14 protein-coding genes and 3 pseudogenes are annotated in these 20,528 nt (G+C 33.1%); 7 read left to right on the plus strand and 10 right to left on the minus strand.

Translation table 11 applies throughout. The annotated features are described in order from the left end of the window. Positions 1 to 121: 121 nt before the first annotated feature. Both AAGD29_RS08045 and secF read left to right on the plus strand, forming a co-directional pair. A complete protein-coding gene (locus AAGD29_RS08045; RefSeq protein ID WP_341751598.1) occupies positions 122 to 358 on the plus strand; it encodes a DUF2312 domain-containing protein in 237 nt (78 codons plus the stop codon). A gap of 16 nt (positions 359 to 374) precedes the next feature. Continuing rightward, positions 375 to 1,280, plus strand: coding sequence for a protein translocase subunit SecF (gene secF, locus AAGD29_RS08050; protein ID WP_341757740.1), 906 nt, complete (start codon positions 375 to 377; stop codon positions 1,278 to 1,280). A 119-nt stretch (positions 1,281 to 1,399) separates the two neighbouring features. Here secF and AAGD29_RS08055 read toward each other — a convergent pair whose 3' ends face one another. The 3 genes and pseudogenes from AAGD29_RS08055 to AAGD29_RS08065 form a co-directional block, all read right to left on the minus strand. Then, on the minus strand, positions 1,400 to 1,867 hold the full coding sequence (locus AAGD29_RS08055) for a type II toxin-antitoxin system RatA family toxin (protein WP_341757741.1): 468 nt from the start codon (positions 1,865 to 1,867) through the stop codon (positions 1,400 to 1,402). Positions 1,868 to 1,883: 16 nt separating this feature from the next. Then, positions 1,884 to 2,018 (minus strand): annotated as a pseudogene (locus AAGD29_RS08060) (DUF1674 domain-containing protein); the annotation flags it as partial. A 17-nt stretch (positions 2,019 to 2,035) separates the two neighbouring features. Beyond that, positions 2,036 to 2,833 carry an isocitrate lyase/phosphoenolpyruvate mutase family protein gene (locus AAGD29_RS08065; RefSeq protein WP_341757742.1) on the minus strand — a complete coding sequence of 266 codons (798 nt, stop codon included), beginning with the start codon at positions 2,831 to 2,833 and terminating at the stop codon, positions 2,036 to 2,038. A 158-nt stretch (positions 2,834 to 2,991) separates the two neighbouring features. On the opposite strand from AAGD29_RS08065, the gene AAGD29_RS08070 reads away from it, so the two are divergent. Then, complete coding sequence (locus AAGD29_RS08070) at positions 2,992 to 3,747, plus strand: 16S rRNA (uracil(1498)-N(3))-methyltransferase (RefSeq protein WP_341757743.1); 756 nt, start codon at positions 2,992 to 2,994, stop codon at positions 3,745 to 3,747. A gap of 372 nt (positions 3,748 to 4,119) precedes the next feature. On the opposite strand, the gene AAGD29_RS08075 is transcribed toward AAGD29_RS08070, so the two are convergent. From AAGD29_RS08075 to tatC, 4 genes and pseudogenes are all read right to left on the minus strand, one after another. Further along, positions 4,120 to 7,521, minus strand: coding sequence for a hypothetical protein (locus AAGD29_RS08075; RefSeq protein WP_341757744.1), 3,402 nt, complete (start codon positions 7,519 to 7,521; stop codon positions 4,120 to 4,122). Between the two features lie 16 nt (positions 7,522 to 7,537). Next, positions 7,538 to 9,976 carry a VirB4 family type IV secretion/conjugal transfer ATPase gene (locus AAGD29_RS08080; RefSeq protein ID WP_341758780.1) on the minus strand — a complete coding sequence of 813 codons (2,439 nt, stop codon included), beginning with the start codon at positions 9,974 to 9,976 and terminating at the stop codon, positions 7,538 to 7,540. 151 nt (positions 9,977 to 10,127) lie between these two features. Further along, the gene (serS, locus tag AAGD29_RS08085; protein WP_341757745.1) at positions 10,128 to 11,420 is read right to left on the minus strand and encodes a serine--tRNA ligase; all 1,293 of its coding nucleotides are present in this window, start codon (positions 11,418 to 11,420) and stop codon (positions 10,128 to 10,130) included. After that, positions 11,398 to 12,152: pseudogene (gene tatC, locus AAGD29_RS08090) on the minus strand (twin-arginine translocase subunit TatC). Before tatC ends, serS begins: the two are co-directional and overlap by 23 nt. A gap of 785 nt (positions 12,153 to 12,937) precedes the next feature. Between tatC and AAGD29_RS10355 the strand changes: the two are divergent. After that, positions 12,938 to 13,930 (plus strand): annotated as a pseudogene (locus AAGD29_RS10355) (IS5 family transposase). Positions 13,931 to 14,396: 466 nt separating this feature from the next. Here the strand turns inward: AAGD29_RS10355 and AAGD29_RS08105 are convergent. Further along, entirely contained in the window at positions 14,397 to 15,179 is a 783-nt protein-coding gene (locus tag AAGD29_RS08105; RefSeq protein ID WP_341757746.1) for an HAD family hydrolase, read from the minus strand. Between the two features lie 468 nt (positions 15,180 to 15,647). Between AAGD29_RS08105 and AAGD29_RS08110 the strand changes: the two genes are divergently transcribed. The 3 genes from AAGD29_RS08110 (at position 15,648) to typA (ending at position 18,635) form a co-directional block, all read left to right on the plus strand. Then, positions 15,648 to 15,890 (plus strand): type II toxin-antitoxin system Phd/YefM family antitoxin, encoded by a 243-nt coding sequence (locus tag AAGD29_RS08110; RefSeq protein ID WP_367364440.1) that lies wholly within the window; start codon positions 15,648 to 15,650, stop codon positions 15,888 to 15,890. Continuing rightward, complete coding sequence (locus AAGD29_RS08115; RefSeq protein ID WP_410521148.1) at positions 15,887 to 16,306, plus strand: type II toxin-antitoxin system VapC family toxin; 420 nt, start codon at positions 15,887 to 15,889, stop codon at positions 16,304 to 16,306. The genes AAGD29_RS08110 and AAGD29_RS08115 overlap by 4 nt, the downstream gene beginning before the upstream one ends. A gap of 508 nt (positions 16,307 to 16,814) precedes the next feature. Next, a complete protein-coding gene (gene typA, locus AAGD29_RS08120; RefSeq protein ID WP_341757749.1) occupies positions 16,815 to 18,635 on the plus strand; it encodes a translational GTPase TypA in 1,821 nt (606 codons plus the stop codon). 9 nt (positions 18,636 to 18,644) lie between these two features. On the opposite strand, the gene rimM is transcribed toward typA, so the two are convergent. Together rimM and AAGD29_RS08130 are read right to left on the minus strand one after the other, a co-directional pair. Then, the gene (gene rimM / locus AAGD29_RS08125) at positions 18,645 to 19,136 is read right to left on the minus strand and encodes a ribosome maturation factor RimM (protein ID WP_341757750.1); all 492 of its coding nucleotides are present in this window, start codon (positions 19,134 to 19,136) and stop codon (positions 18,645 to 18,647) included. A gap of 3 nt (positions 19,137 to 19,139) precedes the next feature. Further along, a complete protein-coding gene (locus AAGD29_RS08130; protein ID WP_341757751.1) occupies positions 19,140 to 20,495 on the minus strand; it encodes an MFS transporter in 1,356 nt (451 codons plus the stop codon). Between the last annotated feature and the right edge of the window lie 33 nt (positions 20,496 to 20,528).

The following is a 20,528-nucleotide window of genomic DNA, read 5'->3' on the forward strand; positions in this document are numbered from 1 at the left end:
ATGGTGAGCAAGCGGAACGTACATATTAGTATGTGAGCATGCGAATCCATGATATTTCCAAAAAACAATTCTTCAAAGCAGAAGAGTATATAATTTTTGATAAACAATAAACTTGAATTTTATGACAGAAGTGATAGCTAAAGAACAATTAGAACAATATATAAATCAAATAGAAGGGCTTGAACAAGAAAAAGCTGAATTATCTGAAGCAATAAAAGATATATTTGATGCAGCCAGCTCTAGTGGCTTTGATACCAAGGCTATGAAGTCGGTGTTAAAACTAAAAAAACTTGATAGAAATAAGCTAGCTGAACAAGATGCGATCTTAGAATTGTATAGACAAGCTCTCGGTATATAAATTAAAGAATTCAATAATGCAATTATATCCATTAAGGCTTTTACCTGATAAAATCAACTTTGATTTTATCAGATTTAGAAAAGTAAGTTATACGATGTCCATTATTTTATCTCTTGTAAGTATTATTTGGATAGGGATTTACAAATTTAATTTTGGTATTGATTTTGCTGGTGGGATTGTTATAGAAGTGCGGCTTGATCAAGACCCTGATTTAACCAAAATGCGTGAAGTGCTTAATAACCTTAAGATTGGTGAAGTAGTATTACAAAATTTTGGTAATCAGCATGATTTGTCAATACGAGTTGGCAGCAATAGTGAAGATACTTTAATGCAAAATATTAAGCTTATCAAATCAACTTTAAAAAACCAGTTTCCTTATAAATTTGAGTATCGTAAAGTAGATTTTGTCGGTCCACAAGTTGGTACTCAACTGATAAAATCAGGAATAACGGCACTAATTCTTTCGTTTCTTGCCATAATGGTTTACACTTGGGTTAGATTTGAGTGGTATTTTGGGCTTGGCATACTTGTAGCTTTGTTACATGACGCCATACTAAGCTTAGGTTTTATGAGTGTAATGAGGCTAGACTTCAATTTAAGCTCCATAGCTGCTATTCTTACCATAATAGGTTATTCTGTGAATGATTCAGTAGTTATCTATGATAGAATCAGAGAAAATTTACGCAAATCACATAAGAAAGTAATGCCACAAATTATTAATCTGAGTATTAATGAAACTCTGTCTAGGACTATTCTAACAGTTGTTACAACCTTGCTCGCAAACCTAGCTTTGGTAATATTTGGTGGGGAAGCTATTTATAGCTTTAGTATATTAGTGTTTTTTGGTATAATAGTTGGTACATATTCATCTATTTTTATATCTGCTCCTATATTGACCTACTTCAAAAACTTGCAGAATTGATAAATCAATTTTCAAGTTTTTGGGTAAAAGTTGAGTAGCAAAATTAAAGTAGCGGCCTTCAATTTTGCTATAAAATAATAATAAATATTAAATTTGCACTAATTAAATAGATCCCTATTTCAAGAGTAGTTTGCTAAGTTTATTTTAGTTAACATAGTATCTGCCCTTTTTTCAAATGCATCAACCATTTTTTCAGTAGCATCAGTAAAAAATATACTAACTAACTTGTCAACTATTGCAAATTTCATCTTAAAATCAATAAAGAACTCTATTTTACTACCAGTATCTTCTTTGGAAAATTGCCATAAGTTTTTTAAATATTTAAATGGTCCAGAAACTGCTTCTACTTCAATAGAATAGCTTTGTTTCTTTAAATCATTTGAGTATATAATTTTTGATTGATATTTGTCTGTGAAACCTTTCAACTGAATTACTAATTCAGCTATAATTTGATTCTCGCTCTCTGAAATGATTCTAGCAGCCTTGCACCATGGCAAAAATTCAGGATATGACTTTACGTCAAGAACTAAGTAATATAATTCTTGTGCATTATATGGTAGAATTTTGACTTGATGAAAATTTGGCATAAATTTTTTAATCTTTTTAAAAATCAGTTACTTTACCTTTATGCTGCCAATCTCCATAGGTAGTTGGTTCTTGACCTTTAAAGCCGCCTATTTCTTTGGGGTTTTCTTTTTTATCTTTTATGGTAGTATCTTTTTTGTTATCCATAATAATGTACTAGTCCTCTCCTATTACGTCTTTTTATTTGTATCTATATATGTTAACACTTCAGTTGCAGATTTATCCAATTCTTGCATCACTGCAATATATGGGAAAGGACCGTAACTAATTCTAGATACACCTAAATCAACAAGGTTTTTTACTGTCGTTATATCTTGCACCATTATATTGACAGGAATAGGTGAAAATTCACATAATTGTTTTATAAAATTATGATTTGCTAAGCCTGGTGCAAAAAACCCATCAGCTCCAACTTCTGCATAAGCTTTGCTTCGTTCTATAGCTTCTTTTAAGTCTTGTTCATTATGCTCAGATGTATCTTTTTGAAGAAAGATATCCGTTCTAGCATTAATAAACATATTAGGCAATAACTCCTTTATAGCTTCTTTAATTGCTTTAATTCGTTTACATTGTTCTTCTATAGAGTATCTTGCCTTTTCTTTCCCAATAATTTGATCTTCAAAATTTATACCAATTGCCCCTGTTTTAATTACGTGTTCAACATTTTCTATTAAATCACTTAACTTCGATGCAAATCCTGATTCAAAATCAAAACTCACGGGTACTTTGACTTTTTCAATAATATTCTTTAAATTTTGCAAGGCTAATTTAAGTGGGAATTTCTCACCATCTTCACAACCATAAGATTTTGCTACTGCCCAGCTACTTGTAGCTAATGCTTTTGCCCCGGACTTCTCTACAATCTGTGCTGAACCAACATCCCAAATATTATACAATACTAAAGGATTACCCTTTTTATGAAGTGTTTTAAACAAATTATCTTCTATTTCTGTGAATTTTCTTTTCATACTACATTATCTCCTTCTGTTTGAGTTAGTTTTTTTCATTGTTGTTTTTTCCTTAATAATATATTGTTACTCAAAACATAATTTTAATTATTAAAATAATATTTTGAAGTAAATGAAAAAGTCAAAATGCCTAGGTGTTAACCATTAGAGTTAAAATTATGAAATTTTCTCATCTTCACAGAATATATACCAATATCAAACTAATTGAAAACTATTCGTTAAATCTTGCAGAAGATCATAGTCACTACCTTAAAACAGTATTAAGACTAAAGGTTGGCGATCATTTTAGAATTTTTAACGGCACAGATGGTGAGTTTATAGCACAAATTACTGGTATGACAAAAAATAATTTACATGTTGGACTTACTAATATTTTAAGAAAAGCAACAGTTGAACCTGAACTTACTTTAGGAATATCCATTATTAAAAGTGATAGAATGTTGGATGCCATAGATATGGCTATACAGCTTGGGGTAACAAAAATTATTCCACTAATCGCAGACAGATCTCAATTTCGCACTGTTAATACTCAAAGATTGATGAAATGTATTATCGAATCTACAGAGCAGTCCGAACGTTTAATACCCTGCATTCTTATGCCAGTAGTATCACTTAGTCTTTTCCTAGAGCAAACTCTAGATAATTCTATAATATATGCCAATGAAAATGAAGATGAAAATAATACTTTATTAAAAATCATGCCTATATATTCATCAGATATTGCGGCAAATATTTCAGTTGTTGTCGGTCCAGAAGGTGGTTTTTCACAAAATGAACTCCAAATGCTTTCATTAAGACCCAATACTTTATCAATAAGTCTAGGACCAAATATCCTCCGAACTGAAACTGCCGTAGCAACATGTCTAGCACAAATTAAATTATTCACAGCTAGTTGCATCGCAACTAAGATATAGCTAACTCGAGAAGGTTTTAGCTATATCTCGATAATCAAGTTTTTTTCTGAAGGCTACAATTCATGGCAGTTTATGTCATCCCAGCGTAGGCTGGGATCTAAAAAAGTTTAAATAGTCTTTTAGGCTATTTTTTTAGATTCCCGCCGTTGCTAAGAATGACATCTTCTCGACTTCTTTTCATGATTTTCAAACTGCCATGAATTATATAACTTAATAAAAACTTGATTATCGAGTATATAGTCAATTGATGAGAAGTAGGCAAACGTCGTCTTCGATCGCTCGCCTATTACATATAGGCATCGCTCCTAGCAGCAAATCCTCCTGAATTGACTATAGTAATGGTGATAGCCTGATGTCTTTATCAAGCCCAAGTTATTTCAGTTGATATTTAATAGTAACATTCAAAGTTCCTCCTCCAACTATTCCTACACAAGTATTAATATTATTTTTACCATTTCGTAAATGTGGCATAAGATTAAGTTGTGTTAGGTTATTAGATTTATATATGTCGGGTGCTTTCACAAATTCGCCATTTCTAGAAATGTAAACATCACAGTGAGTACGGTCAGCGTTGTAATTTCTACATTCCATCAAGTCAAATCTGTCAGGACCAGTATTGATAAGTTGATTATTAACTTTAATCATTATGTAATCATCATAATATGAACCATTACCACCTATGGTGAAAGAGCTTAGCATGTTAGTATTTGGTATATCAAACTCATAATTTACGCAATAAAATGCATCGTAAGTATATGCTGCAGAACCGTATGAGCCACCAAGTATAAAGGTTCCAACCTTAGTTAAAGTATCGTAGTTATTTTTAACAGGAAAATCTTTTTTATCGCTTGTATATTTGAAATTAAGACCAGTATTCTCTTTACATCCAACACCATCCGGTAAGGCTTCAAAGGCCACTGTTTTAGTATCGATATTTGATAGACAATAACGTTGTAGTGGTTTATTCGGATCAATTACTACCCAACCAGGCTTACAAGTACCTAATGCCAAATCACCTATTTTTGTGTCAGGATCACCTATTTCTGTGCTAGACCATGTTGCGTTACCACTGTCATTAGTCGGGGTGGTAATTGCTTGACATTTAGGGGCAGGAACTAAGGTACAAAAACCTAATTCTTGTGGGGTTTTATCTCGGATTGCAGCAGTTTTGTCAAGAGGAATACCATCCTTATCAATAAGAACACCATCCTTATTAAAAGTAGCAGTGTAATACTTTCCATCAGTGTTTATTGTAGGACCTAGTGACGGAGAAGGATCGATTCTATTATTACTATCTACAGACACTTTACATACTTCAACATCTGGCTTACGATTATTTTTATAACAATACGTAGAGTTAGCACATTTATAAATCGTAATACCCTTTGTCTTAAGATCATCTATAGTCTCCACAGAGTTACAATCAGTATGAGTATCCTGACAGATTTGCAGACCTAGGTATTGCATACTTTTTGTCTTAAATTTTGAGCAATCAACTGTATCTGATTCAAGTAGTCTTGCTAGTACACAGTTAGTATCATTTACTCCCGGAATACATTTGTCTATATCTTTTAATTGTAAACAGCCATGTGTTGCACCTTGAATATATTTACCATTTATATATTCAAGACCCTTTAAATATACAACATTTGTATTAGGAATTCCTGTCTTAGCATCATAAGGGGTCTTGTCATCTTTGTAGTTACCATATATCGTTAAAGGATTCATAGATTTTGTTCCAGAAAATGGCATAGCAGTATATATAGTTGGGGGGGTATTAGAAATATATGCCATGAAGGAAGTAAAATTAAATCCTGCTAAATTTATTATTGCTTCTGTCTTACCTGCTATTGACTGACTAACTGACAATGGTGTAATAACAGTATTAGTTGAATCAACAACATTCCCTTTATTGTCTGACACTTGTATTGACGCAATAAATTGAGGAGTATAATAGGTATTTTTAAGGCAGATCCCAGGAAATTTTTCACACTGGTAGGTTAGGATTTGGTAACCATCTATCACCCTGTCTTCACAACCAACCAAGCTCTCTCCTTCTGCTACACAAATAGATTTTGGATCACGACGAAGATGAGGCTCTAAGGTAGTATCCAATGTAGTATCTATAGTAATTGAAGCAACAAAAGACCTATCACTGAGCTTAAAGGTTTTCTTGAGCGGTAGTAAACTTGTAGCATCTTGACCTTGTATAAGAGGAAATGCAAGATCAACATCAATAAACTCACCAATATTTATGCCCCATATTTCTTGACAAGTAATCTTACCCTTTGCTTCTTCGCTATTACAATCAGGTAAATCATCAACATAGTAACTACTTGGTGTAGAGATATTACCTACTTTTTGTGTGTAGACTATCCTAAATCTATCTTCGCAATCATTCTCAGTAACATTACATTTAAAGGGAATTTTTGTGTTAACGCAAAGTTTTGCATCACCATCTGAACATTTTTTTATTGTATCGCGTCGATCAGTAGCAATATGAATTCCTTTAGCTGAAGAAAATGGGTCAGGAGTGTTTATTCTTACACATTTATCGGTTTTTTGAGGGTCTTCTTCATTTTTACAAAGAGGCACAAGATTATCTAAACTAACACGTACGACATTATGAATAAGATTATTTCTTAATTTAGATACCACACATGGTGCATTTGAAGATTGAACAAATAAATCACCTTTCTTTTTACTGCATACACGCTTTGTAGTGGGAGTAATAATGAATTGTTTTAATGTAGAGCAATATGGTGGTGGAAAAGGACCTAATGGTAATTCAACGCAACCAAATGGGTAGTCATCAACAGAACGATTTAGTGCACCAAGTGCTTCTACTATTTCTTCTGCCACCTTATACAGCCATTGTTGTTCAAAAATATATCCTATCCATCTAACTATTTCTTTTATAACATCAAGACCTGGTGTATTGTCAGAACCAATCATGTCTAATAACTTACCTAATAGTCCTGATATACTCATACTAGACTTAATTCCTATTAAAAACTTTAGAATTTTTGCAAGAGGGTGTAACTCATCTGTTTTGTGAAGAGGCTGTTTTACTGCGTTCCAGTCCAGAGGATCTAAGTGAACTCCGGTAGCTGAAACAAGATTTACCAAACCAGGATCACTATATGCACATAGCTTTGGTCTATTAAACGGTTTCCCGTCATCTCCAACAATCGGTTTTCCATCATCTCCAATAATCGGTTTATCATCCTCTAGAAAGCCAACATCATTCAAGTGTTTTCCAGGAGTATAACCAGGATCTGCTGGCGTTCCTTCTTTATTCAGTTTTGTAGGTCCAATTGCAGGAACAGCAACCCTAGCACAAATTCTGAGTAAGGGTAAGGCATAAGCCCCAGGCCATATTACGCATTCACCATCCCAATTCAAAGTAGTGGATTGATTCCAGCATGCAAATGCATTACAACTTTGAGTTCTTATACGAATCTTTGGTGCAAAATAGGAGCTTTCTGGTGTACGTTCTGCACAGTGACGAAGATAAAATCCAATAAACTTCTCAGGAGGGTTAAATTGAACCAAGCAATTATCTGTATCGCGTCCATCCCTCCTATTCCATGGTGGGCATATAGGATTTGGCTTTATTGTTCGTTTGATACTTCCGTTCCATGTTTCATCTATCGTGCTATAACCACAATTGCAAGGGTTACTGAAACATTGTGCAATTTCATCCCAAAATGCTGCATAACTCTTGCTAGAGTAAATCAACAAAAAAAATGCTAGATAATATTTCTTTAGCACCAAATTCCTCTTCCTATTAAATATGATTTAATGCCATATACAAAGGATTAATCCAATTATCAGGATGTCCTGGATATTGTTGTAATATTTCTTGATATATTTTTAATTCCTCGGTTCTACAGGATAGAATCTTGATAATGCCAATTAAACTTCCTATACTTAACTCCAAAGCAATAGATTGATTATTTTGATTTATTAAGAACATTCTAGAAGCAATTGTAAATTTCGATAATTTATTTATTTCTGATTCATTTAATCCTAAAATTTGTTCTAAATACTGTGATTTTATTTCTGATGGTAAAATTATTTTAGTGTCTGTTAAATCCAACCAATGCTGTAGCACCCTTGTTTTTATCGACTGTAGATAACTAAAATCAAAATTACTAACCATGAGTCCATTATTATTCAGCAATCTATCAGAAATCATTTGTGATATATTATCAAAATTTTCCGGTCTATACAAGGAATCTAGATTATCTATTACTAATATTTTTGGACTCTTCCCTATAATAGTTAAGTGATAATTAAAAGCATATATTAATCCTGCACATAAACTATTATGCTTAGTCAAATTCATTGAAAAATCTTCTAGAAGTTTTCTATCTGTTGGATAAAAACGTTCAGTAAAAGACTTCTCAGAGAAAGGGTACAAATTAAATCCGATTATGCCGCCTTCAGATAAAGGGAATTTATCACTATCAAATATACCATCATATAATCCTCCTTTTGTATAATCAGTCAACCTTAGTTTAATTAAATCTCCATCTTCTATAGAAAAGTCCATTGTTTTTAAAATGGAGGAAAAATTACGATCTTTATTATCTAAAGTCCAAATTTTATCAGCGAAGTTTTCTAGGAAAGCTAATTCTGCTTTGGTTAGAGGGTAAAAAGAATGATTGCAAATTATTTTAAGAAATTCGATAACGAAATGCCTTGACTCTAGAGTATCATCTAGTAGAAATGGATTTATTAGGTTCTTCTCCTTTTCAAACCACTGCCCTTCAATTGATTCAACAAAAATCTTTGAATTATTATTATTGGAAAGATATAATATTGTTGGCTTATATTTAGTGGCTTCAGAAATTAAAAAATTTGTTAGTACAGTCTTACCAGTATTATCTGTGCCAAAAATACAAGTATTTCCTCTATTATTACTTTTAGCATGAAAATTCATAAAGTAAGGAGTTCCTTTTTCTGTTCTAAGCAAAGTCACCGCTTTACCCCATATGTTATTTTGGCTTCCGGTCGGGAAATTATGTAATGAGGCCAAAGCGGCGGTATTTTCTATAATTGTGGGAGCGAGCCTCCTAACATAGGAAAAGTTCCCTGGGAGCTGTGCCCAGAATGTCTGCTCTAAGTTTATATCTTCCCGCACATGGACAATGCCAATTTTAGCAAGTTCCTTAGATGCTTGGGCAATTGATTGATCCAATTTTTCCAAGTCTGACCCTATAATAGCAATAGAAATTTGTTGTTTACAAAATTGGTTCGGGATTGAAGCATCAAGGTTCATTATCTTATCTATTCCTGTAATTTCAGCAAGTTTAGTATCCTTACTAACTTGTAAAATATATGCCTGTTGTTCAAATGTTTTAGATACTTCTTTTTTATCAACGAAGTAAAATATTTCTGTTGCTATTAATTCCACAGGTAATTGTAGGAATCCATCAAGTGCAGCTGATGATACTTCTTGATATTCCTTTATTGAAATAATGGATGCAAACTTTTTATCATGACTACTTATTACTTCAATCTTATCGTTACCAACTGCATATTGATTAGAGGCTAAAGCATTAGATAGATTTGCAATCGGTACTAGGCAATATTCTTCGTTGAGATGGATTATTCTACGATATAAAAACATTAGATCAGAGTAAGATTCTTCCCCTTCAAATCTTATTCCTAACTTTACTGCACCGAAATCTTGTAAATCCAAAAGTATTGTATCAACAGTGCTATTTAGTATTTCAAAAACACTACTTAAGTACTTATTTTGGAGACTGACAACTTTATCAAAAAACAAAGAAGTTATTAAAAGGTTGAGATTTTTAACTTTAATTTCAGCAGAATCATAAATTATTGAGATATATAAGGTGTTAACAAATTTATCATCCCAGTAATTCTTTTTTTGCCATAAATTGTGAATATTAGCTGCTAACAATTTATTATAAGAAGTTGGGTCATCTAAGTTTGTCTTACGTCGTACAGTATGTATCCAAAATGCAAAATTTTTATTACGAACATTTTTCTTGATCGCATTACGCACTACTTCTCGTAAATTGAATAACTTAGTGCTAATATTTTCTGCATTGATACCATTTATTTGGATAGTTTGGAGTAGTTCACCATTCTTAGTTAACAAAGTATTCTCATTATAATGACAAGCAATTGGAATGAAATCCTCTGCAGAATTATTATATAAATCCTTATCAACTTTTCTTGAGTTGCTAGCTATTTTGAACACCAATGATACCTATTAAATACATGTTTTTAGCAAAATATTAATTTAACAATCAGATGCAGAGCTGTCTCAAATCTGATTGTTTCTATAATTTCACCGAATTTGGGATAAGAATTGACAAATTCTTATCCCAAATTCGCGTATGTTATTTATACTCTTTAGTAGTATGAATTCGCTCCAACCCACCCATGTAACTCACCAAAACATTTGGAACTGTTATTGAACCATCTGCATTTTGGTAATTTTCTAGAATTGCGATTATTGTCCTACCAATTGGTAAACCAGAACCATTCAAAGTATGGACAAAAGTAGTTTCGTTGCTACCAAATTCTTTATATCTAGCTTTCATCCTTCTAGCCTGAAAATCTCCACAATTAGAACAACTTGAAATCTCACGGTATAGATTTTGCCCAGGCAACCATACTTCTAGATCATAGGTTTTCTTGGCAGTAAATCCCATATCTCCAGTACAAAGCAACATAACTCTATATGGTAGATCAAGTTTTTTTAGAATAGTTTCAGCTGCATTAGTTATATATTCATGTTCACGCTGAGATTCTTCTGCAGTAGTTATTGTAACCAACTCAACTTTACCAAATTGATGCACACGGAACATACCTCTAGTATCTTTACCACTACTGCCAGATTCTGATCTATAACAGGGTGTGTAAGCAACATAACGTATAGGCAATTCTTCCCTAGCTATTATGGTATCAGCCACCATATTAACGAGAGGTACTTCGCCTGTTGGAATTAGCCTGTAATTATTTACCGTTTCAAACGACTCTTCTGCAAATTTTGGCAATTGACCGCTATTATACATAGCAGCTGGTCGTACTAAAGCTGGAGGAGATAATTCAGTAAAATCAAATTCCTGAGTATGAGTATCAATCATAAAATTAATCAATGCACGTTCTAACTTTGCTAACTCTCCTTTTAAAGTTACAAACCTACTACCAGACATTTTAGCAGTACGGACAAAATCCATCATACCTAAACTTTCACCAAGTTCAAAATGCTGCTTAGGTAATGGAGGAGATAGTTTTGTTGTAATGTCTCCTACTGTTTTAAGCAGTTTATTCATACTTCCATCAGTACCGTATGGTACATCATCATCAGGAAGATTTGGCAGGATCTCCAACATATCATTTAACTGATGATTACTATTTAATTTTAGATTCAGTTCTTCCAGCTTTTCATTTATGTGATCCACATCATGCTTTATTTCTTCAAATTCCTTACTAGCTTTGTTAGGCATGTTGCCTAGATCCTTAGATTTTTTCCTTCTTGCATGCTGAAATTGCTGAATAAGATTAGTTAGTTGGCGTTTGCTTTCATCTAGTTTAGTAATTTTATCGGACATTGGGGTAATTCCCCTTTTGATAAGTAGATCATCAAATTCCTGCTTATTCTCCCTAATCCACTTTATATCTAACATTTAACTTCCTCGATTTTCTACAAATTTACACATAATAATTGAAGTTTCATATAATAAAAGCATTGGTATTGCAAGAGCAAATTGGCTAAGTACATCCGGTGGAGTTAAAATACCAGCAATAATAAAAATAATTACTATAGACGATCTTCTTTTGTCCACTAAGTCTTTTGCTGTTAATATTTTTAATAAATTTAATATTAACATAATAATTGGTAATTGGAAAGCCATACCAAACGCAATAATTAGCTGAATTACTAAGTTTAAATATTCACTAATTCTAGCTTCTAGAATTAGTGGAATAATAGCATTATTATCTTCAAAGCTTAGAAAAAATTGCCATGCACGCGGCATAACAAAGTAAAATACAAAGATGCTCCCACACCAAAACAAAATAGGTGACATAAAAAGAATAAAAGCAGCATATTTTTTCTCACCTGAATATAACCCAGGTCTTATAAATAAAAAACATTCTATAGCGATAATTGGCATAATCATGACAAAAGAAACAAAAGCTGCAAGTTTTATATAAGTAAAGAATGCTTCAGTAAGACCAGTATAGATCACTTTCCTTATATTAGCATGATCTAGTTCTGCAAGCGGCTCTAATAAAATGTTATATATATCGCTACTAAAATAATAACAAATAATAAAACCAATAATGAATGCAGCAAATACTCGTAAAAACCTAGCCTTTAGCTCTAAAAAATGCTCTTTAAAAGTATATGACTTCATAAATTAACCAAATGTACAAGTTTAAGTAGGTATAATAGTCCTTGATGTTATCCCGCTCTTTCAATGTCAAACCCCTGCGTAGGCAGAAGTGACATTACCTTTGTAGTGAAGAGTAATTATTCTTGTATAGCTAACCCAAAAATGTTTGAGCCATAGTGATAGTGATAGAATTGATGTCATTCCTGCTTTCGTGGGGAGGCATTGCTAACGTGGATAGTCAAAATAGGTTGTTATGAACCTAGAAATTGAATAGAATGGCAAGAAACTCATCAAAAGTATATAATATACTCTAGAATAGAAAATCAAGAATTGCATCGTCATTATCCAAGATTCTAGCGGTACTCACGTACTAAATGTACGCCTAGTCCCTCGACTTGGTAATTCCTGCTACTATCATGATTTTGATTCTATCATCTATACTCAAATGATCCTACGAATTGAATTTGAAAATGAGGGGCGAGCGAACTAGGTGTACATTTAGTACATGAGTACGCGAGTTCCTGATATTTTCAAAAAACAATTCTTCAAAGCAGAAATACCAACTCTTTATTTACAAGCAGTATACCATCTATAAAAAAAGTTCGTAACTGGAATGATTATAACAAAGCTTTAAGAAAAATGGGAGAAATAATCCTTAGTTTTGATGAAAATTATTTGGCAAAGTTATATTTTTGTGGAAAGCAAAAACGTGGTGGAGTTAAAGAATACACTGACAAAATAGGCTTCTTTCGAAACTAGACAATGATGTAGAATGGTGTTATAAATATCTGATTTGAAGTAATAATATGAAATTCGATCAGATTAAAGAGTTAGAGGATGAAAAATTTCGTCGATTAACAGGAGTAAAGAAGGGAACATTCTCAAAGATGGTGGATATTTTGAGGCAAGCTGATGGTCTTAAGAAATCAAAAGGTGGGCGTAAAAATAAGCTCAATTTGGAGGAACAGTTGCTGATGGTCTTAGAATACCTTAGAGAATACCGTACTTATTTCCATATAGGTCAGAACTATGGGATTAGTGAAAGTTCAGCATATAAAGCTGTTAAATGGGTAGAAGACACCCTAGTTAAACACCCAAACTTTGCTCTTCCAGGTCGTAAAGCTCTAATGAAGAGTGATATGAATTATGAAGTAGTCTTGATTGATGCTACTGAGAGTCCTATAGAAAGACCCAAAAAAAACAAAAATTCTATTATTCAGGAAAGAAGAAAAGGCATACACTAAAAACTCAAATAGTGGTAGACAAGAAAACACACCAAGTAATATGTACAGATTTTTCTAACGGTAAAAAACATGACTTTAGATTATTTAAGGAATCCAAAATTCTTATCCATCCTAAGGTTAAAGCGATTACTGATACAGGATATCAAGGTATACTGCTCGTAAATGAAGAGTTGGTAGACGAAGATCAAAATCAACAAGTGCTAGGAGTGTCCAAGCCGAGGAGCACAGCGTACATTAGTACGTGAGCACCGCAGGTCTTGGACAACAACAACGCAATTGTTGATTTTCATCGAGTATATACAAAAAATTCACAATAATTCTGAATTACCAAAGAAAAAAAGCAAGAAAAATCCTTTAACTAAAAATGATAAAAAGAATAATCGTAGGTTAGCAGGAGAAAGAGTTCTAAATGAAAACGTTATTGGTATGCTAAAACGGTTCAAAATTATTGCTGACAAATATCGAAATAGACGTAAAAGATTTGGTCTTAGATTTAATTTGATCTCTGGCATTTATAATTTTGAACTACGTCAACCAGTTTCGAATGAGGTCTAATGTATGAATTTTTACTGACAGTTAAAATAACGTTAATTCAATGTAACAAGTTAATACTAGGTTCAGTATCATCTCTGTTAAAGGTAATGTCACCCCTACCGCCATTATGCTCCTGCTTCGGTGTGGGGTCTAAAAATAGCATAGAAGGTATGTTATATAGTTTTAGACCCCAGCTTTCGCTGGGAGGCATTGCTCGCGTGGATCAAAAAGCCAACGTAAGTAATGGTACTTACAGAACCAAAAACGATGTCATTCCTAGCTAAAAGCGGGAATCCAAAAAATAACCTGCAAAGGCTATTAGATATTATAGATTCCCGCCTACGCGGGAATGACATACTAGTGATCCACGCAACAAAGCCTTCGCAGGGATGACACCTTAGGTTGTTAAACCAATGTCTTACATCGAATTCAGGTTATACCTAGAAGTTTTGCTATTGCTTTTTTTCAAAGCAAAATAGTATAATCCCTACAATGTGTCATAAGAGTCTACTAGGGAAAAATCTCCTAGGGAAGGAAGATCTTCACCTAACAGTTCTAATTTACTCTCTGTTGGCTGATCAAAGTCAGTCTGTATTTGATTTTCTTTTTGTTCTTGTGCTGTAACTATCTTAGAAGCCTCAGTTAAATACCCGATATCCTTGGCAACATGTATCCCCTGCATACCATTTTTCCTTGCTATATCCACATTATCTAAATCATCATCTATTAAAACAACCTTCTCATTCTCAGAAACACCAAAATGCCTCTTGGCTTCCTCTATATGCTCCTGTTTGCCTTCACAGCCATCTCTACGAGGATGCGACACTACATAAATTTTTTCCAATAGAGTTGATTTTAAAGCAAGTTGCTTAAGAGCGTATTTGATCCAATTAGGATATGAGCCAAAAGATACAATAGCTATATGACATCCTATAGTTAATACTTTTTGCAACAATTCTACTAATAGCTCTTTATTTTTCCAACTTTTTGTTTCATCTGCTAGAAATAGATCTACACAATTCTTATAATTGAAAGTAGTATTAAGAGCCTTGTGTAAGGAGCCTTTTACTATTGTTCCATCCCAATCAATACATAATAACATCTTATCAGATTGAGTTTTTTCCTCCGAAAAATCCTTTTGCTGTTTAATTTCTAGTTGGTTAGCATCCGGAGTATTTATTACCTGTTTATCTTTTGGTATGCTAGAATCTAATGGTATGCTAAAATTTAAAGGGGATAGTTTTGATCTTGCCTTTTTTACTTTTGACATCTGTTGTTCTCTTATATTTATTTTTGTTATTTTGTATAATTAACCTCGAGTATTGATGTAATAAATTAATAGTAGGCTCAAGTAATCGTCGCCATTAGGGGTGATGTCACCGTCATTATGTCATCCCAGCGAAAGCTGGGATCTAAAAAAATAAACCAAGAGGGTTTGTTAAAATTTTTTAGACCCCGCACCGAAGCAGGGGTGACATAGGGGCTATTAAACTGATATCTTATATCAAACTGAGGTTAATTAGGTAATTTTCAGGAAAAACTGCATTACCCTTTTGAAGGGTATTCTTCTTGAACCCAAAAACTCAGAACTTAATAAATTAATTTTAAAATTTTTGCAAGCAAATTATTAATATTATTTAAGTAAAATGAAATATATTAATCACTGTTATTAGCATATTGCATTACTTATTAAAATATAATAAACTAGTTTAATTAACTAGTTTATTAAAGAGGATTCATGAGAATAGTTGGTATGTTTAAAACCAAAACTCACTTACCGGAGCTAATTAAAGAAGTAGAAGCAGGTGAAGAATTATGCATAACAAACAGAGGAAAAGAGGTAGCTTTTGTTATACCTGTAGCTAAATATTATTCCCAAAGATTTGATGATCTATTTAAAAAACTTGCTGAACTTAAAAAACGTAGCCCTCTTGGCTCTACAGATGATGTTATTAAAATGAAAAATCTTGGTAGAAAATGAATTTAGTAGTAGATTGTTCATTCATTATGTCCTCGATTTTATCGGATGAGCAACAGCTTAAGGTCGATAACATTTACCATCAGATTTCTAACAAAGTATATAATATATTTGCCCCTGCTGTCTTTTTTTTAGAATGTAACAATGTGCTTATATCATCCTTAAAAAAACAGCGTATTACTAAAAGTAATTATGAAGAGTATTTACACCTCTTAAATACTCTTCCTATTAATATTGATAAATTTTGTTCTAGCCCTGAATCTCTACATACAATAGCAAAGATTGCAACTAAATATGGTCTAACGTCTTATGATGCTTCTTACCTTGAATTATCCCTACGCCTTGAAGCAAAAATTGCTACTCTAGATAATAATTTGGTTAATAGCTGTAAGATAGCAAATATAGAATCTATAATTTAAAATACTAATTAACCTCAACTATCGATGTAATACCATTTCCCATTATTAACGTAGTTAATAATGGGAAATAGTATAATAAATTAATAGTAGGCTTAAGTAATCATCGCCATTAGGGGTGACACCCCACAACTGTCGAAAGTTAGAAGAGGAAGGGGTTTTAAATAGGGTAACGTCATTGCGAGGAAGACCATAGGTCGACGAAGCAATCCAAAAAAGTAACCATAAGTGGATTGCTTCGTCGGCTTACGCCTTCTCGCAATGACAGCGGTTATAAGCCGACAACTTTTAAACTGTCATTATGACTTCTAAAACCGCTTCCTCTTCTAACTTTCGACAGCTGTGGGTGACACCCTAGGCTATTAACTCGATATAAGAATTATTTACTCTAGCAAGCGAGGAGCAACGTTGTTGCTAATTCAACTGAATTCACTATAACACAAGAACTCTATTCCAATTTGATATATTTTGCTCTATAATGCACATCTAAAAAATATATTAAAGGTTTTTGATGTCTGCTATTCGCAATATTGCCATTATCGCCCACGTTGATCATGGTAAAACCACTCTAGTTGATAATATGCTTAAGCAAAGTGGGACTTTCCGAGAAAACCAAGCAGTAGCAGAACGTGCTATGGATTCAAATGACCTTGAACGCGAACGTGGTATAACTATTTTAGCCAAATGTACCTCCCTTATGTGGGAAAATATCCGTATCAATATAGTTGATACTCCTGGTCACGCTGATTTTGGTGGTGAGGTAGAACGCATTCTTACTATGGTAGATGGAGTTGTATTACTAGTTGATTCTTCTGAAGGTACAATGCCTCAGACAAAATTTGTGCTGTCAAAAGCTCTAAAACTTGGTTTGAAACCAATTGTTGTTATCAATAAAATCGACCGTCCTGATAGAAGAGTAAGTGAAGTAGTTGATGAAGTATTTGAATTATTTATGGCATTAGAGGCAACTAATGAACAACTAGATTTCCCAATTATCTACGCTTCGGGACGTAGCGGTTGGGCATCGCGCCATCTAGAAGATGAGCAAAAAGACCTTTCTCCTCTTTTTAATTTGATAGTATCTCATGTACCTGCTCCTGTTGCTGATAGCAGCCTTCCCTTTTCTATGCTTGTTACTACTAGAGAATATAACTCATATTTTGGTCGTGTATTTACCGGTCTAGTGCAGAGCGGTACGGTTAAAATCAACCAAAATGTTAAAGTACTTAATCGCGATAATATGGTAATTGAAAATGCTAGAATAAGTAAAATACTGTCATTCCGAGGATTGGAACGCGTAGCTGTCGATGTAGCATATGCAGGGGATATCATTGCTATTGCTGGAATTCAGAACGCTACGGTAGCTGATACTATCTGTGACCCTGAAATAATGCTAGCACTCCCTTCCTTACCTATAGATCCACCAACATTATCTATGACCTTTGGAGTAAATGACTCCCCTCTTGCTGGACGGGAAGGATCAAAGCTTACATCAAGAGTTTTAGGTGATAGATTGATGCGAGAGATCGAAAGTAATGTGGCAATACATGTCAGTCAAACTGAAGAAAAAGATGCTTTTCAAGTTGCAGGTCGTGGTGAGTTACAATTAGGAATATTAATTGAAACTATGCGACGTGAAGGTTTTGAACTATCAATCAGCAGACCACGTGTATTATTCAAAGAGGATGAACAGGGAAAAAGATTAGAACCAATTGAAGAAATCCAAGTTGATGTTGATGATGATTTTGTTGGAGTTATTGTTAAATCCTTAGCAATACGTAAAGCAGAAATGACTGATATGCGTCCATCTGGTGGCGGTAAAACTAGAGTCACATTTTTAGGGCCATCACGTGGTCTTATTGGTTACCACGGTCAGTTTCTAACCGAAACTCGAGGTACAGGTGTTATGAACCGTGTTTTTCATAGTTATGGTTCGTATAAAGGGGTTATTGAAGGAAGACGTAATGGAGTGTTAATTTCTAATGGAGATGGTGAATCTGTTGCCTATGCTCTATGGAATCTTGAAGATCGTGGAAAAATGTTTATAAACCCTAATGAACTAGTATATCAGGGAATGATTATAGGCGAACATAATCGGGATAATGACCTAGAGGTAAATCCTCTGAAAGCCAAACAATTATCAAATGTCAGAGCTTCTGGCAAAGATGAAGCTATGCGTCTTATCCCACCAGTCATTATGACATTAGAACAATCTATCAGCTATATCCAAAATGACGAAAGAGTAGAAGTTACTCCTAAATCAATCCGGCTTCGTAAGGCAGTATTAAACCCTAATGACCGAAAGAGATCAGAACGACGTAATGAGGACTAATTGCTATAGTTAAATCTTTGCTAAAATAGCATGCTCTTTCGTCACTACTGGGAAAAATTGCTTGTTAAAAGGAAATAATTCTACTTTTTTATTGCTGATAAACTCGATTTCAATGATATCGCCTGCTTTAAAATTAAAAACATTTGTAATTTTTCCTATAGCCACCAAATTGCTATCTAGTACCAGTAAACCTCTTAAGTCTTCAATATAAAATTCATCTTCACTTAATGAAGGGAAATCACGCCTATGACAAAAAAGCTTACATCCCTTTAACCCTTCAGCTAATGTCCTACTATTAATTTCGTTAAATCTACATATTATATCACCTTTAGAATTTTGACTAATGAGTTTAAGGATAATTTTTTTTCCTAATTCATCCACCAAATTCATTTTAATGATATTAGTATTTGGCGTAGTAAAAGATTTGACGTAAACATTACCCTGCACTCCGTGTACTGATGATACTACACCAACAAAAATTAAATCTTCTTTAATAGACACCACCTAATTCATTAAGAGAAACCATTTTTTCTTTTTCGGATAATTTCCAGCTGTTTTCTCTAATTTTTCAAAATGAAATATGCCAAAGCTATATCCTATCATGACTGGAATTATAATAATCAGCAATCCATAATTACCTAAATATTTTGTTAAATAAATAAGCCCAAAAGATGTGATAATATACATAATAGTATTAGATATAGCATATAAAAAACTAACATATGTGAAGCGTTTAAAAACAGGGAAATATATAAATAAAATTGAATGGGCTGGTATTAAACTAGGTACAATCAATATAATAAATGCTTGGAATAGAAAAATATCAAAAGCTGTTCTAGCATGATTCAATAAGTATAGGCAAACTAGAATAAGAACCCAAAAAATTACCATTCTAATTTTTAAAATCATTAGAGGGTACACGTAATAACTTAAATATATCAATGATAAATTCCCTAACATTTCTACTATTGAAACAAAGAAATTTTGATAAATAACTTGTTCAACCGTATAACCAAAATTATTTCTAAGAATCTCTCCACAATGAATAAATGTTAAATAAAAACATACTGGCCAAGTACAGAATATTAAAAACAAATATAAAGCTGTTACTTTATTAACTTTTTCTGTCCAAATAGGATTCTTGTCCAATATACTAGAATTCTCATTAATATCTGCAAAAATCATTTTCATTCGTCGTTTTGCGTCAGCAAATTCTGGTGTTTCTCGTAGAGTTGTTCTAGCTACTGAACCAATTAACGCAACCAATGCACCAAAACAAAAAGCATAACGCCAATTGAAGTTGTAAGAGCTAGAAATAAATGCAACGCCCAAAGCAAAGGTTCCCCCTAATACAGAAAAAAAACTTATTAATGCTACAGACATATATTGTTGTGGACGTTTTATAGTTTCAGTCAAATATAATTCTGCCCCTATTATTTCTCCCATGGAACTCATACCTTGCATAATACGACATATTGATACAACCACAGCAGCAGTAATACCTATTTCAGTATAAGTTGGCAAACTAGCAATAATAATACAAGAAAATGCCATCATAAAAGTGGTAATAATAACAGTTACTTTACGTCCTATAGTATCACCAATCCATCCAAAAATTAACGCCCCAATAGGTCTTAATAAATATGTGGTACAAAAAGCAAAGGCTGAAAGTAATTGTGTTGCATGGGGATCATATTTCGGAAAAAAAAACTCATTAAGAATTACCGCCATATATATATATAGCATCAGATCAAAATACTCTAGAAATGTACCAATTGAAAGTAATCCGACAGCCTCTTTTTGTTCTCTAGTTAGACGAGTTTGAGGCTGCATCCCATCTGCTTGTATTAATCTATTCATATTGATTCTCTTATTTAATACCAATTGTCTTTT

This window comes from Candidatus Tisiphia endosymbiont of Ditula angustiorana (genome assembly GCF_964026425.1).
Taxonomy (GTDB): domain Bacteria; phylum Pseudomonadota; class Alphaproteobacteria; order Rickettsiales; family Rickettsiaceae; genus Tisiphia.

Coding starts and splice junctions, on each gene's coding strand:
- AAGD29_RS08045 (WP_341751598.1), top strand. CDS start 122: ATGACAGAAGTGATAGCTAAAGAACAATTAGAACAATATATAAATCAA.
- secF (WP_341757740.1), top strand. CDS start 375: ATGCAATTATATCCATTAAGGCTTTTACCTGATAAAATCAACTTTGAT.
- AAGD29_RS08055 (WP_341757741.1), bottom strand. CDS start 1,867: ATGCCAAATTTTCATCAAGTCAAAATTCTACCATATAATGCACAAGAA.
- AAGD29_RS08065 (WP_341757742.1), bottom strand. CDS start 2,833: ATGAAAAGAAAATTCACAGAAATAGAAGATAATTTGTTTAAAACACTT.
- AAGD29_RS08070 (WP_341757743.1), top strand. CDS start 2,992: ATGAAATTTTCTCATCTTCACAGAATATATACCAATATCAAACTAATT.
- serS (WP_341757745.1), bottom strand. CDS start 11,420: ATGTTAGATATAAAGTGGATTAGGGAGAATAAGCAGGAATTTGATGAT.
- AAGD29_RS08105 (WP_341757746.1), bottom strand. CDS start 15,179: ATGTCAAAAGTAAAAAAGGCAAGATCAAAACTATCCCCTTTAAATTTT.
- AAGD29_RS08110 (WP_367364440.1), top strand. CDS start 15,648: ATGAGAATAGTTGGTATGTTTAAAACCAAAACTCACTTACCGGAGCTA.
- AAGD29_RS08115 (WP_410521148.1), top strand. CDS start 15,887: ATGAATTTAGTAGTAGATTGTTCATTCATTATGTCCTCGATTTTATCG.
- typA (WP_341757749.1), top strand. CDS start 16,815: ATGTCTGCTATTCGCAATATTGCCATTATCGCCCACGTTGATCATGGT.
- AAGD29_RS08130 (WP_341757751.1), bottom strand. CDS start 20,495: ATGAATAGATTAATACAAGCAGATGGGATGCAGCCTCAAACTCGTCTA.